Below are 24086 nucleotides of genomic sequence, written 5' to 3' on the forward strand. Positions count from 1 at the left end.
GTCTAATGGAGTTGGCATAGCTTCAAATTATTGTGAATTATTTATACAGTAAAAATATGCAGAGGAATGCGATGTATTGCAAGCAAAGCACAAAGATCTGCCATTTAAATAAAGCCAGACAACCTAATTCACGCAGCTCCCATGCGCGACCACATTTATTTGCAGGCATTAATTTTAAGTTGATTAAACTTAAGTCCAGCTCCTTGGTGGTTTGTTCAAGGTTTTGAGTTTGGCTGTATTCAGCGACAGTGGCTAAAAGTGCCGAATCAAATTTGATTTTCAGGCTTAAATAATGTTGTATTCCAAGCAAAACTAGACAAATCACTACATATAGCAAATCGAATAGCATCACATTGCCAAACTGGATGATGAGCCAGAGCGTGAGAATCGCTGCCACATACGCTGAGATGAGCAATCCAGTGGTGGATTGCAACAACTTTGACAGCACCACAAGTTGTAAATTCATGGTGCAAGTCCTTTAAGTTTTAAACGATAAGTATTTAAATGTTTTATTTGCGGTGCTTTAAGCACGACCCAAGGGCGGTTATGGCGAATAATCCTTAAAACATCTTCGACTGAATATTCAGGATGTTGTTTCAATAATAATGCGGCCACTACAGCACTACTTCGTGAATATCCCAAAGCACAGAAGACCAAGATGTTTTGTGCTTCATCATTGTTATTAGATTTCAAGAATAGTTCTAAAGACTCTACAGCGTTATGCAGCTGATTGGCCTGTAAAGGAATCAGGTCTAAACTCAAGTGTTGAGCATAGGAGCACTTTGGATAAGTGGGTAATTCTGCGCAACAATCGAGTAAAGCATCATATTGCTGCATGACCTGTTTGGACGGATAGCGACCTAAATAAATATAACTCTGATTGATTTTGATGAGTTTAGAATCTTCAGGATGGCGATAGGTCCAGATTCGGCTATTGATCCAAGCAAATATAAGGTAGGGTGCGAACAGCATTTTTGCAGCAATAGTCATATCACCATGACTGAGTTTTTGAAAAAAACGGGGTCTATTGAATAAATATGCAAACGAAACTAAAAGCAGACTGCTTGCAGGATAAAGCAGCCAAAGCCACCAACCTTTTGCATGTGCGATTGCGCTACAAAATAAGGCAGCAAACAGATAAAGGATACCGATTTTAAAGTGTTTTAAGCTTAGCCGACTCTGTATATTTTTAGCCCATGGCGCAGGACAGGACATCGGGAATAGCCATAAACATAAGGCACCGACCAATAAACCTGTTGGGATATCTATAAAATGGTGCTGCCAAGTGGTTAGAACTGAGAGACCGATCAAAAAGGACCAACCATCTACCAGATATTTCAGTTTGCCTGCGCTATGCCGACGGAAAAAATCCCAAAGAATCACCAGTAGCACAATATGCAGAGAGGGTGCTTGATTAAACGGTTTATCAAAGCCCATCAAGACATCAAACCACAACCCGAAAAAACCTGTGAGTTCGGGGCGCTCAAAGCTAAAACGTAGCGGGAAAAGTAAAAAGCAGCTGATTGAAATGATTTGTGCTGAAAATAGTCGCAGTACATGTTGCTTTAATTCAAACTTATTCCAACAAAGTAATAAAGACAAACCATAGAACAGATCAATCGACCAATAAGGCACAATACTCCATGGCCAAAGTGGAATATATTTTTCCCATTCAAAGACGATAACAGGTACAGACGCTAAACCCGCAGCGTATTGGTTGGCAAAACCATAACTTAAGAAGAAAAAAGGTGCCAGAAATGCCAAACACAGTAGGCCGTATTTCCAAATTCCTGTTTCCGTATCCAGTTTATGCATAAGATTGACCATCCAAGCTTAAATTTTTTGTGCAACGGAAACGGTAAAAATGCCAAACTCATCAATAACTTGATCGATTTTCTTGAAACCAGCTTGCTCAACCAAGGCATCCATTTCTGCTTGTGAGCGTAAACGCATGACCCATGCATCTCCTTGGCGATGCGAGGTCAGAGCACGGGCGATAAACTCTTGTTGCGGATGCCAAATTTGACCTGTGTAGATGAGATAACCATCTTTCTCAATGGCCTGACTCAAGCCGGTTAAAGACTGTCTAAGCAAATCATTATCACTAAATAATTCGTATAAACCTGAGACCACGGCTAAAGTCGGTTTAGGTTCAACACTGGCTAGTGATGTGGTATCAAAGGCATCCGCTTCTACAAATTTGGCAATCTGGCTTAAACCTCTTTGCTCAATCATTACTTGACCTGCTTGTACATTGATCGAGCTGTAGTCTCTAAGCAGGATGGATTCAGGATGCTCAGGCAGTTTTTGTACAGCATCTAAAATATATCGGCCATGGCCCGCTGCAATATCCATAATCCGTACTGCGTGTTGGGCATCATGTAACTTAGAAGCATATTTCGTTAATAGTGCTTCAATATTTTGTTTTCTAACGCGAATACCACGCCAACCGATCGCATTTAAATACTGTCGATCGATGATGTTACCAAGAGCATTTTGGCTTTCTGATTGATCTCGATAAACAAAATCTAAGGTGCTGCCAGAGTCATATCCTGTCTCTTCACCAATTTTTAAGCCCTTGGAAAAGAGACTACCAATTTTAAGATTTTGTTTGGTTAAGCTCCAAAATGCATGTTTTAAAGAATGTTTGGGAAGCGTTGAACTTAAGGTTTCTGCTACAGCACAGCTCGGGCCAATTTTATCTGCATCTAAAAGTTTAGGTGCGGAATAGGGTTGTTTAAAACATTGTTGAATAAAGCGATGGATTTTATCTGTGGCGATTTTGCGATGTTTTTCACCCAAAGTATCATGATAAAAACCATCTAAGACGTGAAATTCCTTCAATGGATGAGGGAGTTTTTGATAAAACGCCAATTGCGGTTTTTGATGCACCACGTAGTCAGATCCTGAACATAAGACTTGAGTAGGAACAAAAATATTTTGTGCATCTTTAACGATTCGATCTGACGCTGCATATAGACCCAGCAGCATCCGGACTGATATGGCCCGAGCGATCTGCGGGTCTGTTTCATAACTTTGCGCACGTGCAGTATCGTGCGTCAACATTTTGGCTTTGACATAACTATTGATAAAAAAGTTGCCGGCGAATTTGTTGAGGAGTGTTAAGCCGGGTTTTGCAAAAGGCACATAGAGTTTGATGTCAAATGCAGGCGAGGCAAGGCATAAAGCACGAATTTTAGGGGCATAATCATGCACCCATGTCGCGGCTAAAACAGCGCCAACGCTTTGAGCTACAATTGCTATATTTTCTGATCGAATTTGGTAATTTTGTTCTATATGCTGAACAAAATATTGAATGTCTTGAACGCATGCAGAAAAGCTCGGTGCATCTCCTCGTTCACCAGGAGTATTACCGTGACCTCGCGCATCCCAAGCGAAAAAATCAAAATCAGGCAAATTCAATTCATTGACCAAATGCGCCATTCGTCCCGAATGTTCATGGCCACGATGAAATAAGATCACCGCTTTTTTCTTACGGTTGCTTTTTAAACTGCTATTTTCCCAATGTTGATAAAACAAGGATGTTCCATCATGGATCGTAAAGGTATGCTGAGTATTGTTATACATTGTGTTGTTCTCAAAATAATGAATCGACTGACGATCTAAACTGAAATTTATTGTGGGTTGATAATGCTATTTTTAATGCGGTTATAAATCGTAATAAATAATAAAAAGATGGTAATAATCAAAATACTATTGCAGATAAGAGACAATGTATTTAAGCCAACATTCAATATAGAAGAGGTCACGATGATGACGCAGATGATGCTAAATACAAAAGCGCGGTCACTTTTTCCCATTGGACCATCGTAACGACGTTCTTGCCCCACTAATGGCGCCATCACACCGGTATATTCGGCAAGTATGGCGAGAAAACAGGTTAAAATAAGTAATTCAGCTTGAATAAAAGCAAAACAAATTAAACTAAAATAGAGTGCTGAGTCGGAAATCACATCACATAATTCATTATAAAAAGCACCGAGTTTGGATTGTTGGTTGAACTCACGTGCCAGCATGCCATCTATGGCATTGAAGCCCATTCGAATAAGCATCCACACGGGGAAAATCAACAGTAAAATGCCAATACCGTTGTGAGAAAAATAGATATAAATAAAAAATGCCACAGCTAGCGAAATGAACATTGCCAGTAGTGTTACTTGATTTGCTGTAATACCAAGATGATGAAGTGATTTAACCAAAGGTCGAAGCAGGTTTTGAAATGCAGGCTTAAGCTGGTAGATCGAAGGCATATTATTGTTATAGCGGTATGATTTGCATGAATTTTATACGATTGATGCTTAACTTAACAAGAATTTGAATGTTAAAGATTGTCACAGGCCTCAAGATTCGCCTGTATAACGCATTAAGTTTTCTTGTGTAGTACTTGCGACTAATTTTCCATCTTGCCACATTTGTCCATGACTAAGCCCACGTGATTGGGAGGTTCGGGTGGTATTCATGTCATAGAAAACCCAATCATCCACCCGAAAGGCATGATGATAATACATCGAATGATCAAGACTAGTTGCGATGAGTTCAGGAGACAGATAATTTAAACCATGTGTTTTGAGCGCCGCAGAATATAAATTATAGTCTGAATAGTATGCTGCAATGGCCTGATGTATATGAAGTTGGTCAAATTGTGCATCCAAGGCATCATGGAGTTTTAAATATTCTGCATATTGATTTTGATTTAAGACAGAAGTTTGACCGGACGGTGGCAAATCTGTCAGCACGTATTCAATTGGTTTAGATATAAGCTGAAAAGGCTGTAAAAATGTGGATAGATATTCAGGTGAAATAGATGATTGGATTTGCGATTTATAGAATTGCTCTTCTTTGAGCATAATTGGTGGAAACTGTGGGATCAGATCTGGTTCAGGTATTTGATACTCCATACCCGTTTCGTTATTCATATAGGACAACATCACCATATATTGGTTTGCCATGCTGTATGGCGGTCACTTGTCGTGTAGAAAAACTATGGCTATCACGTAAATTTTCGACTTTAAATAAGACGGGCTGATTTGCATGACCCGCAGAAATAAAGTTGGCATGTAAAGAGTGAAGTGGGAGCGTGCAGGTATAGGATGCACTGATTATACTCTGAGCAAGTAATTGTCCACCAAAAATATGGTCACCAAACAGAGGTTTGCTCTGTGCCAAAAAGTAGCCCTGATCTTTGGGCACTACAGTTAATAATTGGATGAGGTCTTGAGTCAGCGTTGTCATATTTTTTTGAAATTTTTGCTTTGTTTAAATGTATTCAACTCAAACTTATTGCACAAGTCATGTTCATGAAAAATATAAAAGTCTTCGCCGGTCTTTCTAGAATAGGCTTATAATCGAGTTTTCCTAGTTGTCCGAATGGAATGACGAAAAAGCAATGACACCTGCATGTAAACTCTTAAAATCTAATAAAATCGACTTTACAATTCATGAATATGATCATGACCCAGAAGCAAAAAGTTTTGGTTTAGAAGCTGCGGAAAAACTTGGTTTAACCGTCGAAGAAGTGTTTAAAACCTTGATGGTTACGGACGATAAAAATTACTTTGTTGCCGTATTGCCTGTGGAGTTTCAGCTGAATTTGAAAAAAGTGGCCACAGCATTTGGCTGTAAAAAACTAAAAATGGCAGACCCAAAAGATGCAGAGCGTTTAACCGGTTATTTGGTTGGTGGTATTAGTCCAGTTGGACAGAAAAAACGCTTAAAAACTGTGATCGATGTTTCTGCACAGAACTTAGCTAAAATCTATGTGAGTGGTGGTAAGCGTGGTTTGGACATTGGTTTAAAACCCGAAGATTTAGCAAAAGTTTTGGGCGCAATCTTTGCTGATGTGATTGATGATTAAATGTGGTTTTTGACTACTTAAATTTAAGTGAATTTAGAGGGAATACCTTCCACTTCAAAATCTATAAAATAACAAAAGCCGCATTGAGCGGCTTTGTGGTTCGATGACGCATCAAGTGTCACGGATTTATTGGACATGGTGCAGCTTTTTATATTCGATATACAGGGTACTAAATTTAGGATTGTAGGCTAAATATGATTATTAGAAGGTATATTTATGGTGCTTCTTGAATTGATATGAGAAATACCGAGCGCGCAGAAATTGATGCCAAATTTGATGTGAAATGAGGGTTGGCAGCTTTGCATATATATATTGATAATGTTGTAAACCAACCATGGGCTGGTTTTTTTTGCATTACATTTGGGATTTGTAATTATCTAAGATAGATTTTCTACCATCAGGAATTGTTTCTATTTCATAGAGCGACTCATATATTTCTTTGTCTTCTGAAAATTTTTTTGAGTCCACAAGCTGCTTTAATTTAGATTTATATTCTGTTTTACCTGCATGGAATAAGCTCGCATAGTAAGCCCATTCTGTTTGATCGTAATAGGGATCATTTTTGGGCATATTATCTAACTGTTTTTTATATAAATTAGCATTAGATTTCTTTCATAAGTCATTTTTCACTCAGCTCTAAGTTATAAATTCCAGCAATTAGATTGAATCTCAATGCTAGTCTTTTGCCTCGATTGCGATATCGCTCAGCAAGAATTTTGAAGGTTTTCAAACTGCCAAATACATGCTCAATTCCAATTCTTCTTTTATTGATTTCCTGATTATAGATTTTTAGTTCGGAATCCAGTTTACAGCGCTTCTTTGCTTTTAATGGCAACAAGCTATTTGGATACACTGTATAAATTCCCTGATAACCCTTATCCGCAAGGATAAATGCACCTGCAGGAATCTGATTCAAGTTACGTTTGAAGAGTTCGAAATCATGTACGGCACCACGACTCGTACATAAACTCAGGATTTTTTGAGTTTGATAATGAATGATGGCCTGTACTTTGAAAGTGTGGGTCTTTTTCTTGCCGCTATAGCTTTTCTTCTGTTTTTTTAGGCCTTTGGATTGGAATTTCTGTGGCATCCACGATCACAACATTCCAATCGATGCCTTCGCCCTCGGGTAAATCTTTGGGTAAATTAAAGAGATTGGACCGAATCAGGCAGTCTTCAACATGATGGACAATTCTTGAGGCTGTGGGCTCTGAAACCCCGTAGCTCGTCGCAACGTGAAATAAGGTTCGGTATTCCCGCCAATAGCTTAGACAGAGCAGAACCTGGTCTTCCAGGCTTAACTTGGGCGGTCTGCCTTTGGCAGGGACATGTTTCTTCAATTGCTCAACCATCAAATAGAAAGTTGACCATGAGATGCCTGTGTATCGCTTGAACTGAGGATCAGAAAGCTTGTTTGAATCGATGTATTTCATCCGCAGATTATGCACGAATGCTAAGAAATCCGGAGTGCAAATATTAACCAAAAATAAGATCGTTTTTTGATTTATGAAAGAGATCTATTGTATAAATAACAGTCTTCAATATCCTTTTTTGGTTTGTTTAAAACTTCAATGAGTAAACATTGAAAATTTTTCATATTGGTTGTTTCTTTTTTTTCTAAAATTGTATTTGTAATAGCAAAGGCTTCTTCATAATTGCCAAGACGCATATTGATGTTTAGTAAAAGGTTATTTCGTTCATTCTCTGAGTTAATTTTAGAAATTTTAGGTAGAATTTTTTTGAGCTTTTGATTGGTTATTTGAGGGTCTAACTCACTTTGAGATTGAATTAGTATCTGATTATATTCATTGATGATTTCTTTACTTTCTGGAGAAAGCTCAGCATCAACTTTAGTTGCTGAACTTTGTGCAAGGGGGGGGGCTGTTTCACTTGAATTACCACAAGCTGAAAGTGGAAGGATTGATAGTAATAATGGAAATATTATTTGTTTCATTAGTTTACACGCTTAGCTGCTGAATTTAGTTTAAAAGTATATTTCTGATGTGTGCTTAAAAAACAGGAGGGTTTAACTTGGTAAACTATACATACTCATTAGGAGTTTACCATGAGCAAGAAACAGAAGACTTACACCGCAGAATTTAAAGCTGAAGCCATAAAAGCCATTGAAGAGAACCAAGGTAATGTATCGGAATCCGCTAGACAACTTGGCATTTCAATGCAAACCCTTTCGAACTGGAATAACAAAGCAAAGGCTGGAACTTTAGCAGGCACAAAACAGTATTCGCCCGATCTAAACGCCTTACTCGAAGAAAATAAGAAGCTTAAACAACAGCTCAAAACAGCTGAAATGGAACGTGAATTTTTAAAAAAGGCAGCAGCGTACTTTGCCAAAGAAAGTCAGTGAGGTACGCCTATATGAAATCGCAAAGCCACTTATTTCCGATTATTTTAATGGCTCGATTACTTCGTGTATCCGTTTCTCGCTTTTATGATTGGCTAAAGCGAGGCATGAGTAAAAGATCAATTCAGCGAAATCAGCAGACAATTTTGGTCAAAATAGCCCATGAAGAAACCAAACAAAGCTATGGCTATGTTCGATTAACCAAGCATTTACAAGCGCAAGGTATCAAAATAAGTACGTATGCTGTGCGCCAAATAAAAAAATCAAATCAGTTGTATTGTAAGCGCCATAAGCGTTTCAAAAGAACCACGAACAGTGATCACAACCGTTCTATTTATGACAATTTACTCAAGCAACAGTTTTCAATGACGAAGCCTAATCTTGCGTGGTCGAGTGACATTACCTACATTTGGACGGCTGAGGGCTGGTTGTACTTGGCAGCTGTCAAAGATCTTTACACGAAACAGGTTGTTGGCTATAGCTTAAATGAGCGCATGACAGCCAAGCTTGTTTGTGATGCATTGAATATGGCTATTCGCAATCAGAAACCTGCTAAAGATCTCATTGTACATTCAGATAGAGGCAGCCAATATTGCAGTAATGAATATCGAAACTTACTTGAGAAATTTGATTTTCAGGGTTCAATGAGCAAAAAAGGCGACTGCTTTGATAATGCACCGATAGAGAGTTTCTGGGGCATACTCAAAAATGAACTAGTCCATCATCGCAACTACAAAACAAGGGAAGAAGCCAAAGCGGATATTACAAAATATATAGAGTTATTTTATAATCAGGGAAGAATTCAAAAAGGCTTGGATTTTAAGACACCAAATCAAATGGCAGAAGACTTTTATCGGTTAGCTGCCTAGAATCTCCCAAGTGAAAGTCTCCTGCTAATTCAGCACACATCATTCTTATATGGAGGAATAGGGGTTACGTATCCCACACTATCTGCTGGTTTCACTGTGTATCCTAATGTTAATTCAACCTCAACGAGTTGTAAGTTTGGCTCTGGTAAAGTGATATCGCAACTTCCAAGCGGTGCTTTCTTTTCATCTGTATCCCAAATTCCTTTTCCAACTGTTAATTTAGTTAGTAACACACTAAGCAGACAAGTTCCTTCTGCTAATACAGTCATGACTCCTGCCATTGGAAGTAGTTGTAAGCTCACTTGGAAACAGGTGGGCTTTTTTGTTATTTCCGTTTTAGCTTTGAATAACGAAAATCCATGAAGTTGCAGAAGCAAAATTTAGTAAAACTTCATGTTTAGAGGCTCATTCATTAATAGTGCTTAATTATATTTAAATGTAAAAATACCTATAAAAAATAGGTATTTAAAATCCGACTAGAACAGTTGTATTTTAATTTAAAAGCTGTAATTTGAAAGAGCGATCTAATAAAGAGACAACAAAATGCCTTATTCAAATACTAAAGCGATTATTGAGCAAATCTATAATTTTGTATTAGAAAAACATGGTTTAGCGTCTAAAAGTCGATTTATGCAGTTATCGATTTTCTTTAAAGAATTACATGAAGGGGATGAGTCAAAATTTACCGCAGATAGGTCTTTTTATTACAAAGGAATATTTAACAACAGAGAAAAAAGTGTATTTGCGAATGCTGCGCCAGACTTTTTTGATAAGCACAAGTTTTTGGATTGGGTTGTTAAATCAATTGATTGATTTCAACCCAATCGTTTGAGTACATATTCATCATTCATGCTGTATAGCCAGTCTGAATAGAAGATATGGATCAGAAATCAGTAGGTGTTTGTTATGAAATACATGCTTATAGTCAATAAAGATGCATGATCAGTATGATGCCAGTAAAGTCTTCAATGATTAAAATTTAACTGCACATTTCGTTCTTTGATTTAAATAAAAGCTTGGTTCAAAGCAGAATATAAAAACCCATGTAAAAGACATGGGTTTTTAGTTTAAGTTGCACAATGTGATAATTTGGCTAAAAAATAAACAATTCGATTCATTTGTTCTATGCTAAATGAGAAAATTATCATTTAGTTCCATTTCAGAAAATTGTATAAATAAAAACAGAAAAGTTCATATCAAAAAAATTAATTTTTAAATACATAGAGATAAGACCAAATTTGCAAGCCGGTAGCAAATCTTCACAAAAATGCAATTATTAACAATAATGATTATCATTAACATAGTTTCACGCTGGCCAGCGTACTAAGCATGACTTGCACAGTTAAAGAAACATAATTACATGACAAAGCTTGGAAAAGCTTAAAAATAGAGGATATGGTCAGATGAAAGAGCTTGCTAATCGCTTGGCGATGCAGCATCTTGTCAATGCATACTCACAAGAAACCGGTAAAGGTATTTTGCTGGAAAAGTATCAACAGAATTCATCACAATTGACGTTTAGCCAAGGCTTGACGTTGTTATGCATCCCTTTAGATTGCATTCAATCACAGTTATTTGTACCACTATCTTATGTCAGCCTTGTTGGTAGACATCGTCTTGCAGATCTCCCATACGTTTTTAATAAAGGACAGAAACTGTCATTTAGTATCACCGCGATCGCGAGTTTATTGCTTGAACAGCTCGTACAAGAGTCAGGTTATACACTGGATGCTTCATCATTATTAGAGCGTTGGATCGAAAGTCGTGAAGCGCTTACACAATTTTTGACACTACGTGAACATGATTTAGAGGCCTTGGTCCAAGCGGAACAAAGTTTCATTGAATCAGAACAGGCCTTAATTTTAGGGCACAGCATGCATCCTGCACCGAAAAGTCGGGTTGGTTTTGTGCATGAAGATTGGGAAAGGTATTCGCCAGAAGCCAAAGGTCTAAGCCAACTGCATTATTGGTTGGTAGCTCCAGAATATATTCAAGAAGGTTCAGCTTTAGATCAAGCTGTATCAGCGCAATTGAAAAGCGAATTGCAATGGCATTTATCAGAAACAGATCAAGCGCTACTGAATGCTTATTCGCATTATAAGTTATTGCCTTTGCATCCTTGGCAAGCACGTTATTTACAGTCAAAAACATGGTTTAAAAACTTAAAAACCAAATTAAAAATTATCGATTTTGGCGAGAAAGGTTGGGCATTTTCCCCAACAACTTCGGTACGCACCATGGCAAGTTTTGCAGCGCCGTGGATGTTAAAACCGTCACTATCTGTAATGATCACCAATTCAATCCGAGTCAATCTTGCCAAAGAATGCCACCGTGGTGAAATGACCCATCGACTTTGGCATTCAAGTCTTGGTGAGCGTATTTTACAGCAATGCCCAACGCTCAAAGCGGTGAATGATCCTGCTTGGATGGCATTGAGTATAGATGATGAAATCGTCGAAGAAACTATTTGTATTTTCCGTGATCAGCCTTTCAGTGAAAAGCAGCAGGTGAGTTGTATTGCATCATTGTGCCAAGATCATCCTGCACAGCCCAAAAACCGTTTTAATGCCTTATTTGAACAAATCGCAAAACAACAACCTGAACTTGATCAAAGCGCCATTGCGATCAATTGGTTTAAACAATTTTTGGCAATTAGTCTGAAACCACTGATGTATATGTACCATCAATACGGAATGGCTTTTGAATCACATCAGCAAAATGTCTTACTTGAGCTTGAACATGCAATGCCTAAATATCTATGGCTGCGTGACAATCAAGGCTTTTACTATATCGAAGAACTTGCAGGTGAGGTCTTAAGCGCATTTCCAGAGTTGCAAGAAAAAGCGCATGCCGTGGGTTCCAAAGCCTTTGTCGATGAGCGCTTTAGCTATTATTTCTTTGGTAATACTTTATTCGGCATTATCAATGCAATTGGTGCAACTGGATATGTCACAGAGCAAGTGTTGATATCGATATTGCAAAATGAACTGTTGGACTTACATCGGGCATATCCAGAAAGTTCATTGATTCATTCATTACTGTATCAGCCGACCTTGCCGTATAAGGGTAATCTGTTGACGCGCTTGTATGAGCTGGATGAATTGATTGCCCCAGTCGATCAGCAATCGGTTTATGTACAGTTGCCAAATCCTTTATGTGTGGAACAGAAGGATGTGCAATATGCTTGATTTTATTGGGATAGGCTTAGGGCCATTTAACCTTAGTTTGGCGAGTTTGCTACATAAGCAAAATCATTTGCAGTATCAATTTTTTGAAAAGAAACCACAGTTCGACTGGCATGCGGGTATGCAATTGCCCAATACAGTACTGCAAGTGCCGTTTATGGCCGATCTGGTTTCCATGGTCGATCCAACCAGTCCTTTTAGTTTTTTAAATTACTTAAAGGCGCAGCAGCGTTTATACAAATTCTATTTTTTAGAACAAGCTCAGATTCCTAGACGTGAATATAACCATTATTGTCAATGGGTTGCAGACCAACTAGAGCATATTCAATATCAATCAACCGTAAAAGCCATTTATGCCCAAGAGCAAGGCTTTGAAGTCATGGTTGAGCAAGATGGACGTTTTAGACGTTATCAATGCCGAAATTTGGTCATTGGTTCGGGTAATGTTCCGCATTTACCACAGTGTCTAAAAGACATACAACAGCAATATCCGGAGCGCTGCTTACATTCTGCAAATTATTGCAATGCAGCGTTAAATCACTTGAAAGGGAATGTGGTTGTACTGGGATCAGGCCAGTCTTCGGCCGAAGTCTTTATGGATCTGTTTGATCGTCAATATTTGCAGGATCAGACGACAACAGCGCAGTTTAAATTGCATTGGATGACCCGTTCTAATGGGTTTTTCCCGATGGAATATGCACCGCTGGGTTTAGAGCATTTTAGTCCAGATTATACCGCGCATTTTTATCAACTAAGCCCCGAAAATAAAGCCGAACAACTGAAGCAACAAGGCTTGTTATATAAGGGCATCAGTGCAAAAACCATCCGTGATATTTACCAAAAACTATATCACCGGAGCATTGGTCAAAATATTCAACAGACGCATTTACATGCTCAGGTGGGTTTGGTTGCTGCTGAGCCGCATGGTGCGGGCATCCGTTTGCAGTTTCAGCATAAAGTCACGGCAGAACAATTCTATCTGGATGCGGACTTTGTCGTGGCTTCAACGGGATATCACAGTCCCGAGTGGCAATATCTCAAATATCTAAAACCACTGATTCAGTGTGATGAATTCGGTCATTGGAAAATCAGCCAGGACTACCGAGTACAGCATGACGCTGTCGGTGAAATTTTTGTTCAAAATCAGGAAATGCACAGTCACGGTGTCGGTACACCAGATTTAGGACTTGGTGCTCACCGTGCAGCGGTCATTGCCAATCAATTATTGGGTTTTAACTTATACGATTTAGGTGATCAAGCGCAAAGTTTCCAACATTTTTCACCCAGTGAAAATGCTGAAATGCACAGTATGGGCATTGTAAAGAAATCAGCGCCAACCAATATCCAAAGACCATTTTCCGTAAAAAAAACCATTGCCAACTATGCAATGAACCGCAATACAACAATGCCGAATAAGCAAGAACAGAATGCGGTTAAACTCGAGAAATTATAATGACATTTGCAAAATTACAGATAAATCAAACGCAGTGGCGCCGTGCAGGGCAAAGACTGATTGAAATGGCGATTGCTGAATTTTTATATGAAGAAATTATTCAGATTCAGCCAGTGGAAAATAACACATGGCAACTCAATCTGGATGACAAAACGTATCAATTTGAAGCGACACAGTTTCTGCTTGGGCATTGGCGTATTGTTGAAGGGAGCGTTCGAGATTTAGGTGATTCGACAGCACAGCCCGCATGGAATCTGCATGAATTTATTCGTGCCTTTTCAACTCAAGCTGAGGTGAAACCTTTTACCAAGGCCTATTTGATTAAAGAAATGAACAATACATGGTTGGCTGAAGCACATGTTTTTGATGAACAGAGATTGCTAAGTCAGGCTGTGCTGTCAGCACCGCACTATCAAATTGAAGGCATGTTGCGTGGACACCCATGGCTCATTATGAGTAAAGGCCGTATGGGTTTTGGCTATGATGATTATTTAAGCTCCGCACCAGAGATTTCTCCAACAGTCAAAGTCTTGTGGTTAGCTGTTCATCGTGATTTAGCTGAGTTTCGTTCGACCGAGGCTTGGGATGCGCAAAGTTTATATCGCCATGAATTGAACTCAGCGCAATTACACGATTTTCAACAGCAATTAGCGGACAAAGCCTTAGATGCTGCTGAATATTACTTTATTCCTGTACATGCATGGCAATGGCATCAGTGGTTAATCCCGACCTATGCCAATGAAATCGTCGATAAGCGCATTGTCGAATTGGAGATTGGACAAGATGATTATGTGCCAATGCAATCAATTCGTACCTTATGCAATACCAGTCATCCTGACCGTCATTATGTGAAGTTACCTGTCAGTATCTTTAATACGGCGGTATATCGAGGGTTGCCTTCAAAACGAAATTTGGCTGCACCTGCGGTGACCGCTTGGCTGAAGGACATTCAACATCATGATGCAGACCTGCAAAAAACACAGGTGGCATTTTTGGGCGAAATTGCGAGTCTCACTTTGCAACAGCCATGTTTTGATCAGATAGACGGTGCGCCTTACCAATTTAAAGAATTGTTTGGTTGTTTATGGCGTGAAAGTGTCGAGCCATGTATTGGTGAACACCAGTTAGCACTTTCCCAAGCAGCATTGTTGCATCGAGACATAAATGGTCGGTCTATTTTATCCGTGTTGATTGAGGCTTCAGGTTTTACCCCTTTGCAATGGCTGAAACGTTTTGCTGAAGTTTGTGTAACACCGCTACTGATTTGTTTATACAAATATGGTTTGGCTTTTTCTCCCCACGGTGAAAACACCATGTTGATCCATGAAAATGGCTTACCGAAAAAAATGGTGCTGAAGGACTTTATTGATGATGTCAATTTAGTTGATGAAGATTTTCCTGAACTCGAAAATTTACCAACTGAAGGGCAAATTTTACTGCGCCATCCTGCTGAAGAACTTAGTCACTTTATCTTTACAGGTTTGTTCATGGTGCATTACCGCTATATCTCTAATGTCTTCCTTGAAGATTATCCACAGCATACAGAACTTGAGTTTTGGCAAACCATCTCCACCGTGATTGACGAATTTCATCAGGCACATCCTGAATTGGCAGATCGTATTGAAAAATTCAGTATGTTCCGTCCACGTTTCGAGAAAATTTGTCTGAACCGTGTTCGACTGTTTACCACCAGTTATAACGACGAAGCAGAACGACCAGTACCTGTATTTTTAGATCCTATTGCAAACCCTGTGAGTCCAAGCACTTTAAATCAGTGGGCGAAACAACAGCATACCGCCGAACAGAAAACGACAACTAATCGTATTGCGTCATAAACAGATTTTTGAGCTAAGAACAGAAAAGATTAAACAAATTTAAAGGACGACATCATGACAACGTTATCACGACAACTACCTGATTTTTATGAATACCATGAGAATGAGACGCAATACTACTTACGACAAATGCAATATCCAGAAGATATGGCTTTGGTTCATAAATGGATGCATGAACCGCATGTTATTCCACAGTGGCAGCTCAATAAGTCAGAAACTGAACTAAAAGTGTATTACGAAAAAATGCTGGCAGATGATCATCACCGAATTTTGATTGTAGGAGTCAATGGTGAAGATGTGGGCTACACAGAGATTTACGAGGGAAAACGGGATCGTTTAGGTTTGTACTACGACGGTGATGAGCTTGATCTAGGTTGGCATTTGTTATTTGGAGAAAAGTCCGTTTTTGGTAAAGGCTATTTACGTCCTGTCATGCGTTTATTGAGTTTTTATATCTTTGAAAATGCAGCATCAGCCAAGATTGTGGGAGAGCCTGATCATAGTGTGAAGCCTTATGCCGTCGTAGTTGAAGACATGTGCTATGAAGCGCAGCGCCTAATCCCAATGCCTGAAAAGACCGCCATGTTGTATTACTGCTTTAGAGAAACATTTTATTCAAAATTTGGTCACTACTTAAACGACTCCAAGGCATTTCAGCATCAGCAACTAGCTAAGGCGGTGTCATGAGTTATCGCTGCACCCACATGCACATACTGGACATGCGCTTTTCAGCGCATGTTTCAGTGGAAGAGTTTGAACAATGGTTGACTCAAGTTGAGCGCTTTTTTCTGAAAAGTCAGCCCTTTGTTTTGGTAATGCAAACGGCTGAGGGAACGACATTTCCTGAAGAATATCGGCAAATACAGGCCGTTTGGTACAAGAAGTTTAAACATCTCTTTTTTCAATATTGTTTGGGTCTGGTGCGTATTGCGCAAGATCCAGATGACTTCAAACGTTTAAATACACCCGCGCTGCATGCAGCGTGGCGTGTGCCTTATTACGTTTCATTAGAACAGTCTGATGCGCTGCAATGGGCAGTGCAGAGGTGGATATGCAACAACACTCAAGAAAATTAAATCATGCAATTTCACCATCTCAAATTTCAGTCCTGAGTTTGAGCGTCGTGATCATTTTGTACTTAGCACATGCATTGCCTTTGTATTTTTACAATGTGGCTTTGCCTGCTATTTTACGACATCAAGGGGTAGATTTACGCTGGATTGGCATGTTATCGCTGCTTTACATTCCATGGGCATTCAAGTTTTTTTGGGCGCCTTGGATCGATCAGCTCTATGTCAAAAAACTCGGTAAACGTAAAACATGGTTGTTGTTTACGCAAATCGCATTGGTACTGGGGGTACTGGTTTTAGCCTTTACGCAGTTTTCTTATGGGCTGACTTTATTTGTCATTGTTGGTTTATGGATTTCAACGTTTGCGGCAACGCAAGATATTGCGATTGATGGTTATACGGTAGAGAAATTTACCGAAGGCAATTACCGTCTGGGCAGTATGGCACAAAGTATTGGGGTGGCCGTCGGTAGTATGCTCGGTGGCGCTGCGACTTTATGGATTTACCAATATTGGGATTGGCAGTCAGCGCTCACAACTTTAGCGCTGCTGACATTTTTAACCATGTTTGCGGTGTTTTTTATTCAAGAAGAGCCACAAACTCAAATTGCAAAAGCCAAACCAAGCCTGCGACAAGCGTTTAAACGACCTGCGATTCGTTGGGCCTTGCTGCTCATCGTTTGTTATCGCGTGGTGGAAGCACCCGCTATGGCAATGCTGAATCCCATGTTGATCGATCAAAAATGGTCACTGTCTCAGATCGGGGTGTTGATGTCTGTGGTCGGTGCCGGTGTCGGTCTGATTGCAGCTGTATTGCTGAAAAAAATCAAAGCGACGCAATTGTTGGTCTGGGCAGGATGGTTACGTACATTGCTATATGCCGTCATTGGGGCAGCCGTTGTATTGGAGTGGTTGAATCAATGGCATCTGCTTTTAGGTCTATTTGTCGTGTTGATGCTAGCCATTCGTTATATCGCCATGACATCACTCTATGCCTATTTCATGCAGACCAGTTCTAAAGAACAGGCGGGTACCGATTTCACTATATTAGTGTGCTTTGAATTGCTCGTTTACTTCATTGGCGGCGCATTTTCAGGCTTTCTCGCAAAATCATTAGGCTATGGACATTTTTACTTGGTATTGGCAATCGGCTCAGTAATCAGTGTCTTACTTAGTCAACGCATTGTTTTAAAAACACAAAATTTAAAAACTCAAACTCTTCCGACTCAATCGGAACTCTAAGAAATGGAAAAGAATATGAAACGTTTAGCTCTACCGATGCAACTGACTTGTCTCAGCTTAGCAATTTGCACTCAGCTTTATGCGCAAGACGTCACGACAGACACTGCACAAAATACTGCAGTTGAAACACAAACTGCAGTAGCTACTAAAATGGCACCGATTGTTGTGACGGCAACTCGTTCTGCGAAAAGCATTGCCGATATTGCGGGTACGGTGTACAGCATTCCTAAAGAAGAAATTGAAAAACAAGCCAATGCAGGTAAAAGCACAGCTGATATTGTTGGTTTATTGGTGCCATCACTGACTCCATCGAGTGGTACAACGTCTAACTATGGGATGACCATGCGTGGACGTGTGGTGCAATACATGATCGATGGTGTGCCGCAAACGGGATATCGTGATGGATCTCGACAACTGGCGAGTATTAGCCCGTCGATGATTGAACGAATTGAAGTGGTCTCTGGCGCAAGTAGTATTTATGGTTCAGGTGCGACAGGCGGTATTATCAATATCATCACCAAACGAGGTGGATCTGAACCGCTGAGTTTTGAAACGAAAGTCGGTGTTACTTCTGGTAATAACTTTAAGTCTGATGTTCTGGCTTATGAAGCTGCACAAACCATGAACTTTAATCAAGGCAATTTACGCGGAACTTTAGGTGCAAGCTATACCAAACGTGGTGAAATACAAGATAGTCATGGCAACCGTATTGGACCTGAAATTGCACAAACAGACCGTCAAGATACCGACACTTTAGATCTAAATGGTCGTGTCAGTTGGAAAATTGCCGATGGTCAAACGCTGAGTTTTGGCGCGCAATATTATAATGATGAGCAAGATAGTGACTATGGCCCTGACTATGGTCCAAATTTAAATGCGCTGCGCTCACAGCCCGTGGGTGGCAAGCTGCCGTTGTCATTAAATGCGGTAAAAGGCTTACAACTTGCTGAACAATCACAAACTGAACGTTATAGCGTCAACGCACAATATGAAAATCAAGATATTTTAGGCCACCGTCTAAACGCTGAAACCTATTATCGAAATGAAAAAGCACGGTGGTTCCCATCTGCACGTCAAATGGCACCTGAACTCTTCTTGGTGTATCAGTCAGAAACCGATATCGATGTTTTAGGCGCGCGTGTTGCTCTACAAAAAGATCTTAACTTAAATGGTCGTGAACTGGGGCTAACCTATGGTGTGGACTATGAAAATGAAAAAGATCAACAAAATATCCAAATGTATGACAGTGCTACATTTATTCAAAGTAATGGTCTGAGTTATCAGCCGTTTAACTATTATGCCTTTGGCCCTGATGTTGAAACAGAAAAACTTGGGGTATTTGTCCAAGCGCAATATGAATTAACCGACCGTCTTGGTTTACAAGCCGGCATTCGCCATGAACGTGTAGAAAGCGATGTCGATTCATCTGTGCCTTATATGGAAGCCATTACTGCAGATTTAACCCCAGGCTATGTGGCGAAAACACTGAATGGCGGCAATGTAAAACATGATGCAACGCTGTTTAATGTTGGCGCGGTGTATCACTTAACAGATGCACAGCAAGTGTTTGCTAATTTCTCACAAGGTTCAAACTTGCCCGATGTGCAACGTATGCTGCGCGATGTGCCGGCAAATTCTGTGATTAATAGCCAAACCATTGACCCGATTAAAGTCAATAACTATGAACTCGGATGGCGTGTACAAAATGCCGGTGGTTTAAATGCAGGCGTGACGGCTTTTTATAATGACTCAGATAAAAGCCTGAAATTTGGTGCGCCGAATTACACCATTGATGTTATTGATACCGATGAGCGTATCTATGGTGTCGAAGCCAATGCCAGTTATGAAGTTCAACCAAATTGGACGGTTGGCGGCACAGTTGCATATACCACGGGCCAATTTAAAAATACCCAAGGTGACTGGCAAGAATTGGATGCCATTCGTGTGGCACCTTTAAAAGGAACAGCATTTTCAGAATGGCAGTTTGATAATGACATGAGCCTACGTGTTCAAGCTTTAGCGATTGGCGGTACAGACAAAGCCCAAAAAGATGCTGTGAAATATGGATCTGCTCCAGCAGCGGCAATTAAAGGCTTTGCAACGATGGACGTGATTGCCAATGCAAAAGTAGGACCGGGTAATGTGGGCTTTGGTGTCTACAACGTGTGGAATACGGATTATAAGTCGGTGTACAGCCAGTCGGTTGAAACTGTCTATGGCCCAATTTCTAGCCTAGCTGCACAAGGTCGTACCTACGGTTTAAGTTATACAGTGAAATACTGATTTAAATCCTGAATCGTGTTTAAAGCACGGTATCGTGACTTACAAAATAGAGGTGGCTTAAGTCACCTCTATTGTTTATAACGTAGCCATTAAAAATGGATAACAAAAATAATGGATCGAAATAACAAACTGTTTATTGCTGCCAGTCTTGCCAATGGTGCAAGTTTCTCGATGATATTGCCGCTGTTGGCGCCATTGGTTCGTGAGTTAAAACTTTCTGAACTACAAGGCGGCGCGATGGTTTCCGTTGGTGCGCTGCTGATGGCCATCGGTGCCATTTACATTTCAAAAAATCAATCTAAGTTTTCGATTTATCAACTCTTGAGTATCGGTTTTGTGGGCATGGCTGTGACATGGGGGCTATTTACAGCTGTGTTGATGTATGGCCTTACTGTTCAGATAGGGATGTTGCTGCTGTTTAGTTTATTGATGTTGTCACGCGCAGCGACTGGGATATTTATGGCGATGCCACAGATTGCCTTGCAAACTTATGTGATGACCCGATTTAGTAATGAGCAGCAGCGTTCACAAGCGATGTCAAAATTTGGTGCATTAAACAGTGCAGGCGTGATCATTGGTCCATTTCTAACAACCTTGCTGCTGGGCTTTGGTGGAATCATGACGCCGCTGTGGGCTGCAATCATTATTTTAGCGTTGATTTCTGTGGTCTTGGTGTTCAGCTTTGATCGACATACCGAACAGCATAGCGTTGAAAAGCCAGTGACAGCTAAGGATGAGATACCATCTACGGATTTGAGCATTCAGCAATGCTATCCATGGTTAATGTTGGGATTTAGTCTCTATCTTGCCATCGTGACCGTAAATTTAACGGCCGGGTTTTATATTCAAGACCGCTTTAATATGACTGCTGCAGAAGGCGCAGTGCATTTTGCAGAATGTTCTCTTGTCGTCGGTATTGCTTTGGTGATTATGCAAACGCTGATTTCTAAGTATTTAAATTGGTCCGTATATCGCTTACTGTGGGTTGGGCTGTTTAGCATGGCAGTAGCCTTGCTAATTTCGGTTTTCACCAATGAATTACGGATATTCCAAGCCACGTACCTGTTATATGGTATATCGGTTGCGTGTTTAATCCCTGCATTTACAACGGGTGCAGCGCAAACGGCGCCCAGTGCGTTACAGACCAAGGTGGCAAGTTGGTGTACAGCCACTCAGGCTTTGAGCTTTGTTGTCGGGCCACTGATTAGCACGGGTTTATACCAGTGGCACAAAGAATTTCCGTATTATTTTTTATTTTTAGTGATGCTCGGTCTGATCGTATTCTTTTTATTTCAAACCAAAACTCAAACCGTGAAGCGAGTGACTGAGTGAAATATGCATCGAGTTGTATAAATACTTCAATAGGTCGGTGTGAAGATAGGACTATCCTGCCAATAGATGGTTTTGATTACATGATGTTACTTGATCGGTGATTGATCTTACAAAATAGATTTTAAAAGCAAGATTTTTGATTAAAAAATAACCACAATTGTTTCATTAATTCTCAAAGTACTGAATCAATAGTTTTCTCCGTTATTCTTTTCACATAAAAAATAACGGAGGTTAAATGCTTAAATTTAATAATGATTTGGTTCTGGGCGCCATTTTTGATATGGATGGAACAATGTTTGATACTGAACGTTTACGGTTTCAAACATTGAAACAGGCATCTCTTGAATTGACCGGTGTTGAGTTTTCCGAATCATATCTGATGAATTGTTTGGGGTTAAGTGCACAAAGCGCGCATCGATTGGCCCAAGCTGAATATGATGAAAACATTCCATACGCAGATATTCGCAAACTCGCAGATGAATTAGAGTTGGAGCATGTTCGTCAGTTTGGTGTACCGATCAAAAAAGGCTTGGTTCAAGTATTAGAACGCTTACGTAAGTCAGGACTGAGGATGGCCGTGGCAACATCGAGTCGCCGTGCAATCGCAGAAGAATATCTCATCAATGCCAATGTGTATAAGTTCTTTGATGTCTTAGTCTGTGGCGATGAAGTTGAAAATGGTAAGCCACATCCTGAAATATTTATGCGTGCTGCCGCAAAGCTGAATTTAAATCCTGCTGATTGTTTGATGTTTGAAGACTCGGAAAATGGTGTGACTTCGGCCTTTGACGCTGGCGGTATTACCGTACTGTTTAAAGATATTAAATCGCCCAATCAAAACATGCTGTCCAAAGCCAAATATTATTATGAATGTATGTATGACTGTTTGACGGAACTTGACCCGTTCACTGCGCATTTAGAGATGCCGCATGTGCAAGAGGCTTTTCCACAAACCCTTAATCAGCTCACTGTTGGTATTCATGGTTTTGGGGCGATTGGTGGTGGTTATTTAGCACAAATTTTGTCGCATTGGGATGGTTATACACGCCCGAAAAAAATTTATGCATCGACTCGTAACCCTTTATATCGTTCTGCGGTCAATGCATTTGGTACCTATTGTATTCGCTATGGTCAATTGTCTTATGACGAACGCATTGAAAACATGGCAGTCATTGATGCTGAAAATATTCAGCAGATGCAAGAGATGTACACAGAGTCAAGTTTGGTTGCCATCTGTTTGCCTGAAAAAGCGATTGCAGAAGAGGCCAAAACCATTGCACAAGGCCTGTATGCACGACATATTGCACATGATGAGAAAGCCATCGAACCTCTAACGATGCTGATCATTTTGAACAAAGTCGGAGCAAAACAATTATTAATGTCACATTTAAAACAGGCTTTAACTGAGCTTGCTGGAGCGGTTGTTGCAGAGAAAATCATGCAACAACACTATTTTTGCGATACCGTGGTCAACCGCATGGTGTCTAAGTTAAGTGACCAAAACTTATATCGTCAGCTCCGTATAAAATATAATATCTTCAAACAATTTCAATTAGATGAAGTTGAAGTGAATGCTCAATTAGACTTAGAAGATGCGACGAAATTAAATCCTGATCAGGAACGTCAAGCCACTTTATATGTTGAGGATATGCGCCGAAATTTCCACCCAAGTCATATATTGCAAAGCATGGATTTAATTTTATTTAACGCAGAATCTGACATGCCGATCTATGTAGAAAATAACAGTCCTTTGTTAGAAAAAATGCGTCAAATGATTTTGGTCGATCATATTGAAGATATTCAATTAATTAAAAATCGCTTATGGAATGGCGTACATGCCATGTTGGCTTGGCAATCAGCACTGTTTAATCATCAAACCATAGGTGTGGCACTTGCAGATCATCGGGTTGATCAATTTATGCATGAACTTATTGACGAGGTGCAGGCTGGTTTAGCACGACGCTTACCAAATCGTGCTTTTGATCTAACACGACTGGCAGAAAGCTTTATAAACTCTTGTGAACATGCGTATAAAGATCCATGTGCGCGTGTGGCACGAGATCCTTTACGTAAACTTGCAATTAATGAACGAGTGTTGGGCTCGTTGGCGACCAATGTGAAATATGGACTGGAGACAACGCACCTACAGCAAGGTATTGTCTATGGTTTGATGTATGCCGTGAGTGTTAATCAATGTTCGATGGATCAGGCTATCAACTTTATCCAGTTGCAATTTTCAGAACTGAAAAAGACAAACGAGCTTGAACAACTGGAACGTATTGAACAGATTGAGGCCAATGTAATGATACAGTTGCAGCATTTTTCTGATCAGTTCACAGAGCAGTTTACATCTTGGAAAAACCATGCTGTAACGCAAGATCAGAAAGATACTGCGAAATTTGCCTAAAAATATAATGCTTATCTGTGCGCAATATATATTGAATCAAAATGCTGAGTATGACTTGGCATTTTTTTTCTTAAATAGAGGTCTTAGATGAATGAATTTCAGTTCTAACTGAATATTACTAAATCAAAATTGGGTAAAGTCTGTTTTGATTCATGCTTTAATAAAGCAGATTGA

Annotated in this window: 23 protein-coding genes; 12 read left to right on the top strand and 11 right to left on the bottom strand. The window is 39.9% G+C overall.

Annotation, left to right across the window (positions count from 1 at the left end; translation table 11 throughout):
- Positions 1-37 precede the first annotated feature (37 nt).
- The 6 genes from MST16_RS07330 to MST16_RS07355 form a co-directional block, all read right to left on the bottom strand.
- Positions 38-466, bottom strand: coding sequence for a hypothetical protein (locus MST16_RS07330; protein WP_180011879.1), 429 nt, complete (start codon positions 464-466; stop codon positions 38-40).
- A complete protein-coding gene (locus MST16_RS07335) occupies positions 463-1815 on the bottom strand; it encodes a phosphatase PAP2/dual specificity phosphatase family protein (protein ID WP_373683448.1) in 1353 nt (450 codons plus the stop codon). Before MST16_RS07335 ends, MST16_RS07330 begins: the two co-directional genes overlap by 4 nt.
- 18 nt (positions 1816-1833) lie before the next feature.
- A complete protein-coding gene (locus MST16_RS07340; protein WP_180011875.1) occupies positions 1834-3588 on the bottom strand; it encodes a bifunctional alpha/beta hydrolase/class I SAM-dependent methyltransferase in 1755 nt (584 codons plus the stop codon).
- Between the two features lie 47 nt (positions 3589-3635).
- Complete coding sequence (locus tag MST16_RS07345; protein ID WP_168378667.1) at positions 3636-4271, bottom strand: CDP-alcohol phosphatidyltransferase family protein; 636 nt, start codon at positions 4269-4271, stop codon at positions 3636-3638.
- A 90-nt stretch (positions 4272-4361) separates the two neighbouring features.
- Positions 4362-4937 carry an acyl-CoA thioesterase domain-containing protein gene (locus tag MST16_RS07350; RefSeq protein WP_180011873.1) on the bottom strand — a complete coding sequence of 192 codons (576 nt, stop codon included), beginning with the start codon at positions 4935-4937 and terminating at the stop codon, positions 4362-4364.
- Complete coding sequence (locus MST16_RS07355) at positions 4930-5253, bottom strand: acyl-CoA thioesterase II (RefSeq protein ID WP_180011871.1); 324 nt, start codon at positions 5251-5253, stop codon at positions 4930-4932. The genes MST16_RS07350 and MST16_RS07355 overlap by 8 nt, the downstream gene beginning before the upstream one ends.
- Before the next feature lie 154 nt (positions 5254-5407).
- Between MST16_RS07355 and ybaK the strand changes: the two genes are divergently transcribed.
- Positions 5408-5875: a Cys-tRNA(Pro) deacylase gene (ybaK, locus tag MST16_RS07360; RefSeq protein WP_180011910.1), complete on the top strand. Its 468-nt coding sequence runs from the start codon at positions 5408-5410 to the stop codon at positions 5873-5875.
- A 354-nt stretch (positions 5876-6229) separates the two neighbouring features.
- Here ybaK and MST16_RS07365 read toward each other — a convergent pair whose 3' ends face one another.
- The 4 genes from MST16_RS07365 to MST16_RS07380 all read right to left on the bottom strand — a co-directional run bounded on the left by MST16_RS07365 (position 6230) and on the right by MST16_RS07380 (position 7829).
- Entirely contained in the window at positions 6230-6445 is a 216-nt protein-coding gene (locus MST16_RS07365; protein ID WP_180011869.1) for a hypothetical protein, read from the bottom strand.
- Positions 6446-6494: 49 nt separating this feature from the next.
- On the bottom strand, positions 6495-6965 hold the full coding sequence (locus tag MST16_RS07370) for an IS5/IS1182 family transposase (protein ID WP_039254797.1): 471 nt from the start codon (positions 6963-6965) through the stop codon (positions 6495-6497).
- Complete coding sequence (locus MST16_RS07375) at positions 6913-7308, bottom strand: transposase family protein (RefSeq protein WP_257245633.1); 396 nt, start codon at positions 7306-7308, stop codon at positions 6913-6915. The genes MST16_RS07370 and MST16_RS07375 overlap by 53 nt, the downstream gene beginning before the upstream one ends.
- A 71-nt stretch (positions 7309-7379) precedes the next feature.
- Positions 7380-7829, bottom strand: coding sequence for a hypothetical protein (locus MST16_RS07380; protein WP_180011384.1), 450 nt, complete (start codon positions 7827-7829; stop codon positions 7380-7382).
- Positions 7830-7940: 111 nt separating this feature from the next.
- Here MST16_RS07380 and MST16_RS07385 point away from each other — a divergent pair.
- Positions 7941-9106, top strand: a protein-coding gene (locus MST16_RS07385) for an IS3 family transposase (protein WP_180006168.1) whose coding sequence is annotated in 2 segments (ribosomal slippage) — positions 7941-8199 and positions 8199-9106 — 1167 coding nt in all. Because the reading frame shifts where the segments join, the coding sequence is not laid out codon by codon here.
- Positions 9107-9135: 29 nt separating this feature from the next.
- Here the strand turns inward: MST16_RS07385 and MST16_RS07390 are convergent.
- Positions 9136-9375: a hypothetical protein gene (locus MST16_RS07390; RefSeq protein WP_180092118.1), complete on the bottom strand. Its 240-nt coding sequence runs from the start codon at positions 9373-9375 to the stop codon at positions 9136-9138.
- A gap of 274 nt (positions 9376-9649) precedes the next feature.
- Between MST16_RS07390 and MST16_RS07395 the strand changes: the two genes are divergently transcribed.
- The 10 genes from MST16_RS07395 (at position 9650) to mtlD (ending at position 23912) form a co-directional block, all read left to right on the top strand.
- Positions 9650-9919 carry a hypothetical protein gene (locus MST16_RS07395; protein WP_168378663.1) on the top strand — a complete coding sequence of 90 codons (270 nt, stop codon included), beginning with the start codon at positions 9650-9652 and terminating at the stop codon, positions 9917-9919.
- A gap of 590 nt (positions 9920-10509) precedes the next feature.
- Positions 10510-12294: an IucA/IucC family siderophore biosynthesis protein gene (locus tag MST16_RS07400; RefSeq protein WP_180011386.1), complete on the top strand. Its 1785-nt coding sequence runs from the start codon at positions 10510-10512 to the stop codon at positions 12292-12294.
- Positions 12287-13744, top strand: a complete 1458-nt coding sequence (locus MST16_RS07405; protein WP_180011388.1) for a lysine N(6)-hydroxylase/L-ornithine N(5)-oxygenase family protein — start codon at positions 12287-12289, stop codon at positions 13742-13744. The genes MST16_RS07400 and MST16_RS07405 overlap by 8 nt, the downstream gene beginning before the upstream one ends.
- A complete protein-coding gene (locus tag MST16_RS07410; protein ID WP_180011390.1) occupies positions 13744-15579 on the top strand; it encodes an IucA/IucC family siderophore biosynthesis protein in 1836 nt (611 codons plus the stop codon). The genes MST16_RS07405 and MST16_RS07410 overlap by 1 nt, the downstream gene beginning before the upstream one ends.
- 54 nt (positions 15580-15633) lie before the next feature.
- A complete protein-coding gene (locus MST16_RS07415) occupies positions 15634-16266 on the top strand; it encodes a GNAT family N-acetyltransferase (protein ID WP_168378659.1) in 633 nt (210 codons plus the stop codon).
- On the top strand, positions 16263-16655 hold the full coding sequence (locus tag MST16_RS07420) for a hypothetical protein (protein WP_078190999.1): 393 nt from the start codon (positions 16263-16265) through the stop codon (positions 16653-16655). Before MST16_RS07415 ends, MST16_RS07420 begins: the two co-directional genes overlap by 4 nt.
- Positions 16631-17890 (top strand): MFS transporter, encoded by a 1260-nt coding sequence (locus MST16_RS07425; RefSeq protein ID WP_257224644.1) that lies wholly within the window; start codon positions 16631-16633, stop codon positions 17888-17890. The genes MST16_RS07420 and MST16_RS07425 overlap by 25 nt, the downstream gene beginning before the upstream one ends.
- 15 nt (positions 17891-17905) lie before the next feature.
- Complete coding sequence (locus MST16_RS07430) at positions 17906-20173, top strand: TonB-dependent receptor (protein ID WP_180011394.1); 2268 nt, start codon at positions 17906-17908, stop codon at positions 20171-20173.
- A 111-nt stretch (positions 20174-20284) separates the two neighbouring features.
- Complete coding sequence (locus MST16_RS07435; protein ID WP_180011396.1) at positions 20285-21505, top strand: MFS transporter; 1221 nt, start codon at positions 20285-20287, stop codon at positions 21503-21505.
- Positions 21506-21740: 235 nt separating this feature from the next.
- A complete protein-coding gene (mtlD, locus tag MST16_RS07440) occupies positions 21741-23912 on the top strand; it encodes a bifunctional mannitol-1-phosphate dehydrogenase/phosphatase (protein ID WP_180011399.1) in 2172 nt (723 codons plus the stop codon).
- Positions 23913-24086 lie beyond the last annotated feature (174 nt).

This window comes from Acinetobacter sp. YH16040_T (assembly GCF_024605785.1).
In the GTDB taxonomy this organism is placed as follows: Bacteria; Pseudomonadota; Gammaproteobacteria; order Pseudomonadales; family Moraxellaceae; genus Acinetobacter; species Acinetobacter amyesii.

Excerpts from the sequence above, each read along its gene's own strand:
- MST16_RS07330 (WP_180011879.1), bottom strand. The coding sequence starts at position 466 with ATGAATTTACAACTTGTGGTGCTGTCAAAGTTGTTGCAATCCACCACT.
- MST16_RS07390 (WP_180092118.1), bottom strand. The coding sequence starts at position 9,375 with ATGACTGTATTAGCAGAAGGAACTTGTCTGCTTAGTGTGTTACTAACT.
- MST16_RS07350 (WP_180011873.1), bottom strand. The coding sequence starts at position 4,937 with ATGAATAACGAAACGGGTATGGAGTATCAAATACCTGAACCAGATCTG.
- MST16_RS07435 (WP_180011396.1), top strand. The coding sequence starts at position 20,285 with ATGGATCGAAATAACAAACTGTTTATTGCTGCCAGTCTTGCCAATGGT.
- MST16_RS07420 (WP_078190999.1), top strand. The coding sequence starts at position 16,263 with ATGAGTTATCGCTGCACCCACATGCACATACTGGACATGCGCTTTTCA.
- MST16_RS07380 (WP_180011384.1), bottom strand. The coding sequence starts at position 7,829 with ATGAAACAAATAATATTTCCATTATTACTATCAATCCTTCCACTTTCA.
- MST16_RS07335 (WP_373683448.1), bottom strand. The coding sequence starts at position 1,815 with ATGCATAAACTGGATACGGAAACAGGAATTTGGAAATACGGCCTACTG.
- MST16_RS07415 (WP_168378659.1), top strand. The coding sequence starts at position 15,634 with ATGACAACGTTATCACGACAACTACCTGATTTTTATGAATACCATGAG.
- MST16_RS07370 (WP_039254797.1), bottom strand. The coding sequence starts at position 6,965 with ATGCCACAGAAATTCCAATCCAAAGGCCTAAAAAAACAGAAGAAAAGC.
- MST16_RS07425 (WP_257224644.1), top strand. The coding sequence starts at position 16,631 with ATGCAACAACACTCAAGAAAATTAAATCATGCAATTTCACCATCTCAA.
- MST16_RS07395 (WP_168378663.1), top strand. The coding sequence starts at position 9,650 with ATGCCTTATTCAAATACTAAAGCGATTATTGAGCAAATCTATAATTTT.
- MST16_RS07430 (WP_180011394.1), top strand. The coding sequence starts at position 17,906 with ATGAAACGTTTAGCTCTACCGATGCAACTGACTTGTCTCAGCTTAGCA.
- MST16_RS07375 (WP_257245633.1), bottom strand. The coding sequence starts at position 7,308 with ATGAAATACATCGATTCAAACAAGCTTTCTGATCCTCAGTTCAAGCGA.
- MST16_RS07355 (WP_180011871.1), bottom strand. The coding sequence starts at position 5,253 with ATGACAACGCTGACTCAAGACCTCATCCAATTATTAACTGTAGTGCCC.
- MST16_RS07400 (WP_180011386.1), top strand. The coding sequence starts at position 10,510 with ATGAAAGAGCTTGCTAATCGCTTGGCGATGCAGCATCTTGTCAATGCA.
- MST16_RS07405 (WP_180011388.1), top strand. The coding sequence starts at position 12,287 with ATGCTTGATTTTATTGGGATAGGCTTAGGGCCATTTAACCTTAGTTTG.
- MST16_RS07340 (WP_180011875.1), bottom strand. The coding sequence starts at position 3,588 with ATGTATAACAATACTCAGCATACCTTTACGATCCATGATGGAACATCC.
- MST16_RS07410 (WP_180011390.1), top strand. The coding sequence starts at position 13,744 with ATGACATTTGCAAAATTACAGATAAATCAAACGCAGTGGCGCCGTGCA.
- mtlD (WP_180011399.1), top strand. The coding sequence starts at position 21,741 with ATGCTTAAATTTAATAATGATTTGGTTCTGGGCGCCATTTTTGATATG.
- ybaK (WP_180011910.1), top strand. The coding sequence starts at position 5,408 with ATGACACCTGCATGTAAACTCTTAAAATCTAATAAAATCGACTTTACA.
- MST16_RS07345 (WP_168378667.1), bottom strand. The coding sequence starts at position 4,271 with ATGCCTTCGATCTACCAGCTTAAGCCTGCATTTCAAAACCTGCTTCGA.
- MST16_RS07365 (WP_180011869.1), bottom strand. The coding sequence starts at position 6,445 with ATGCCCAAAAATGATCCCTATTACGATCAAACAGAATGGGCTTACTAT.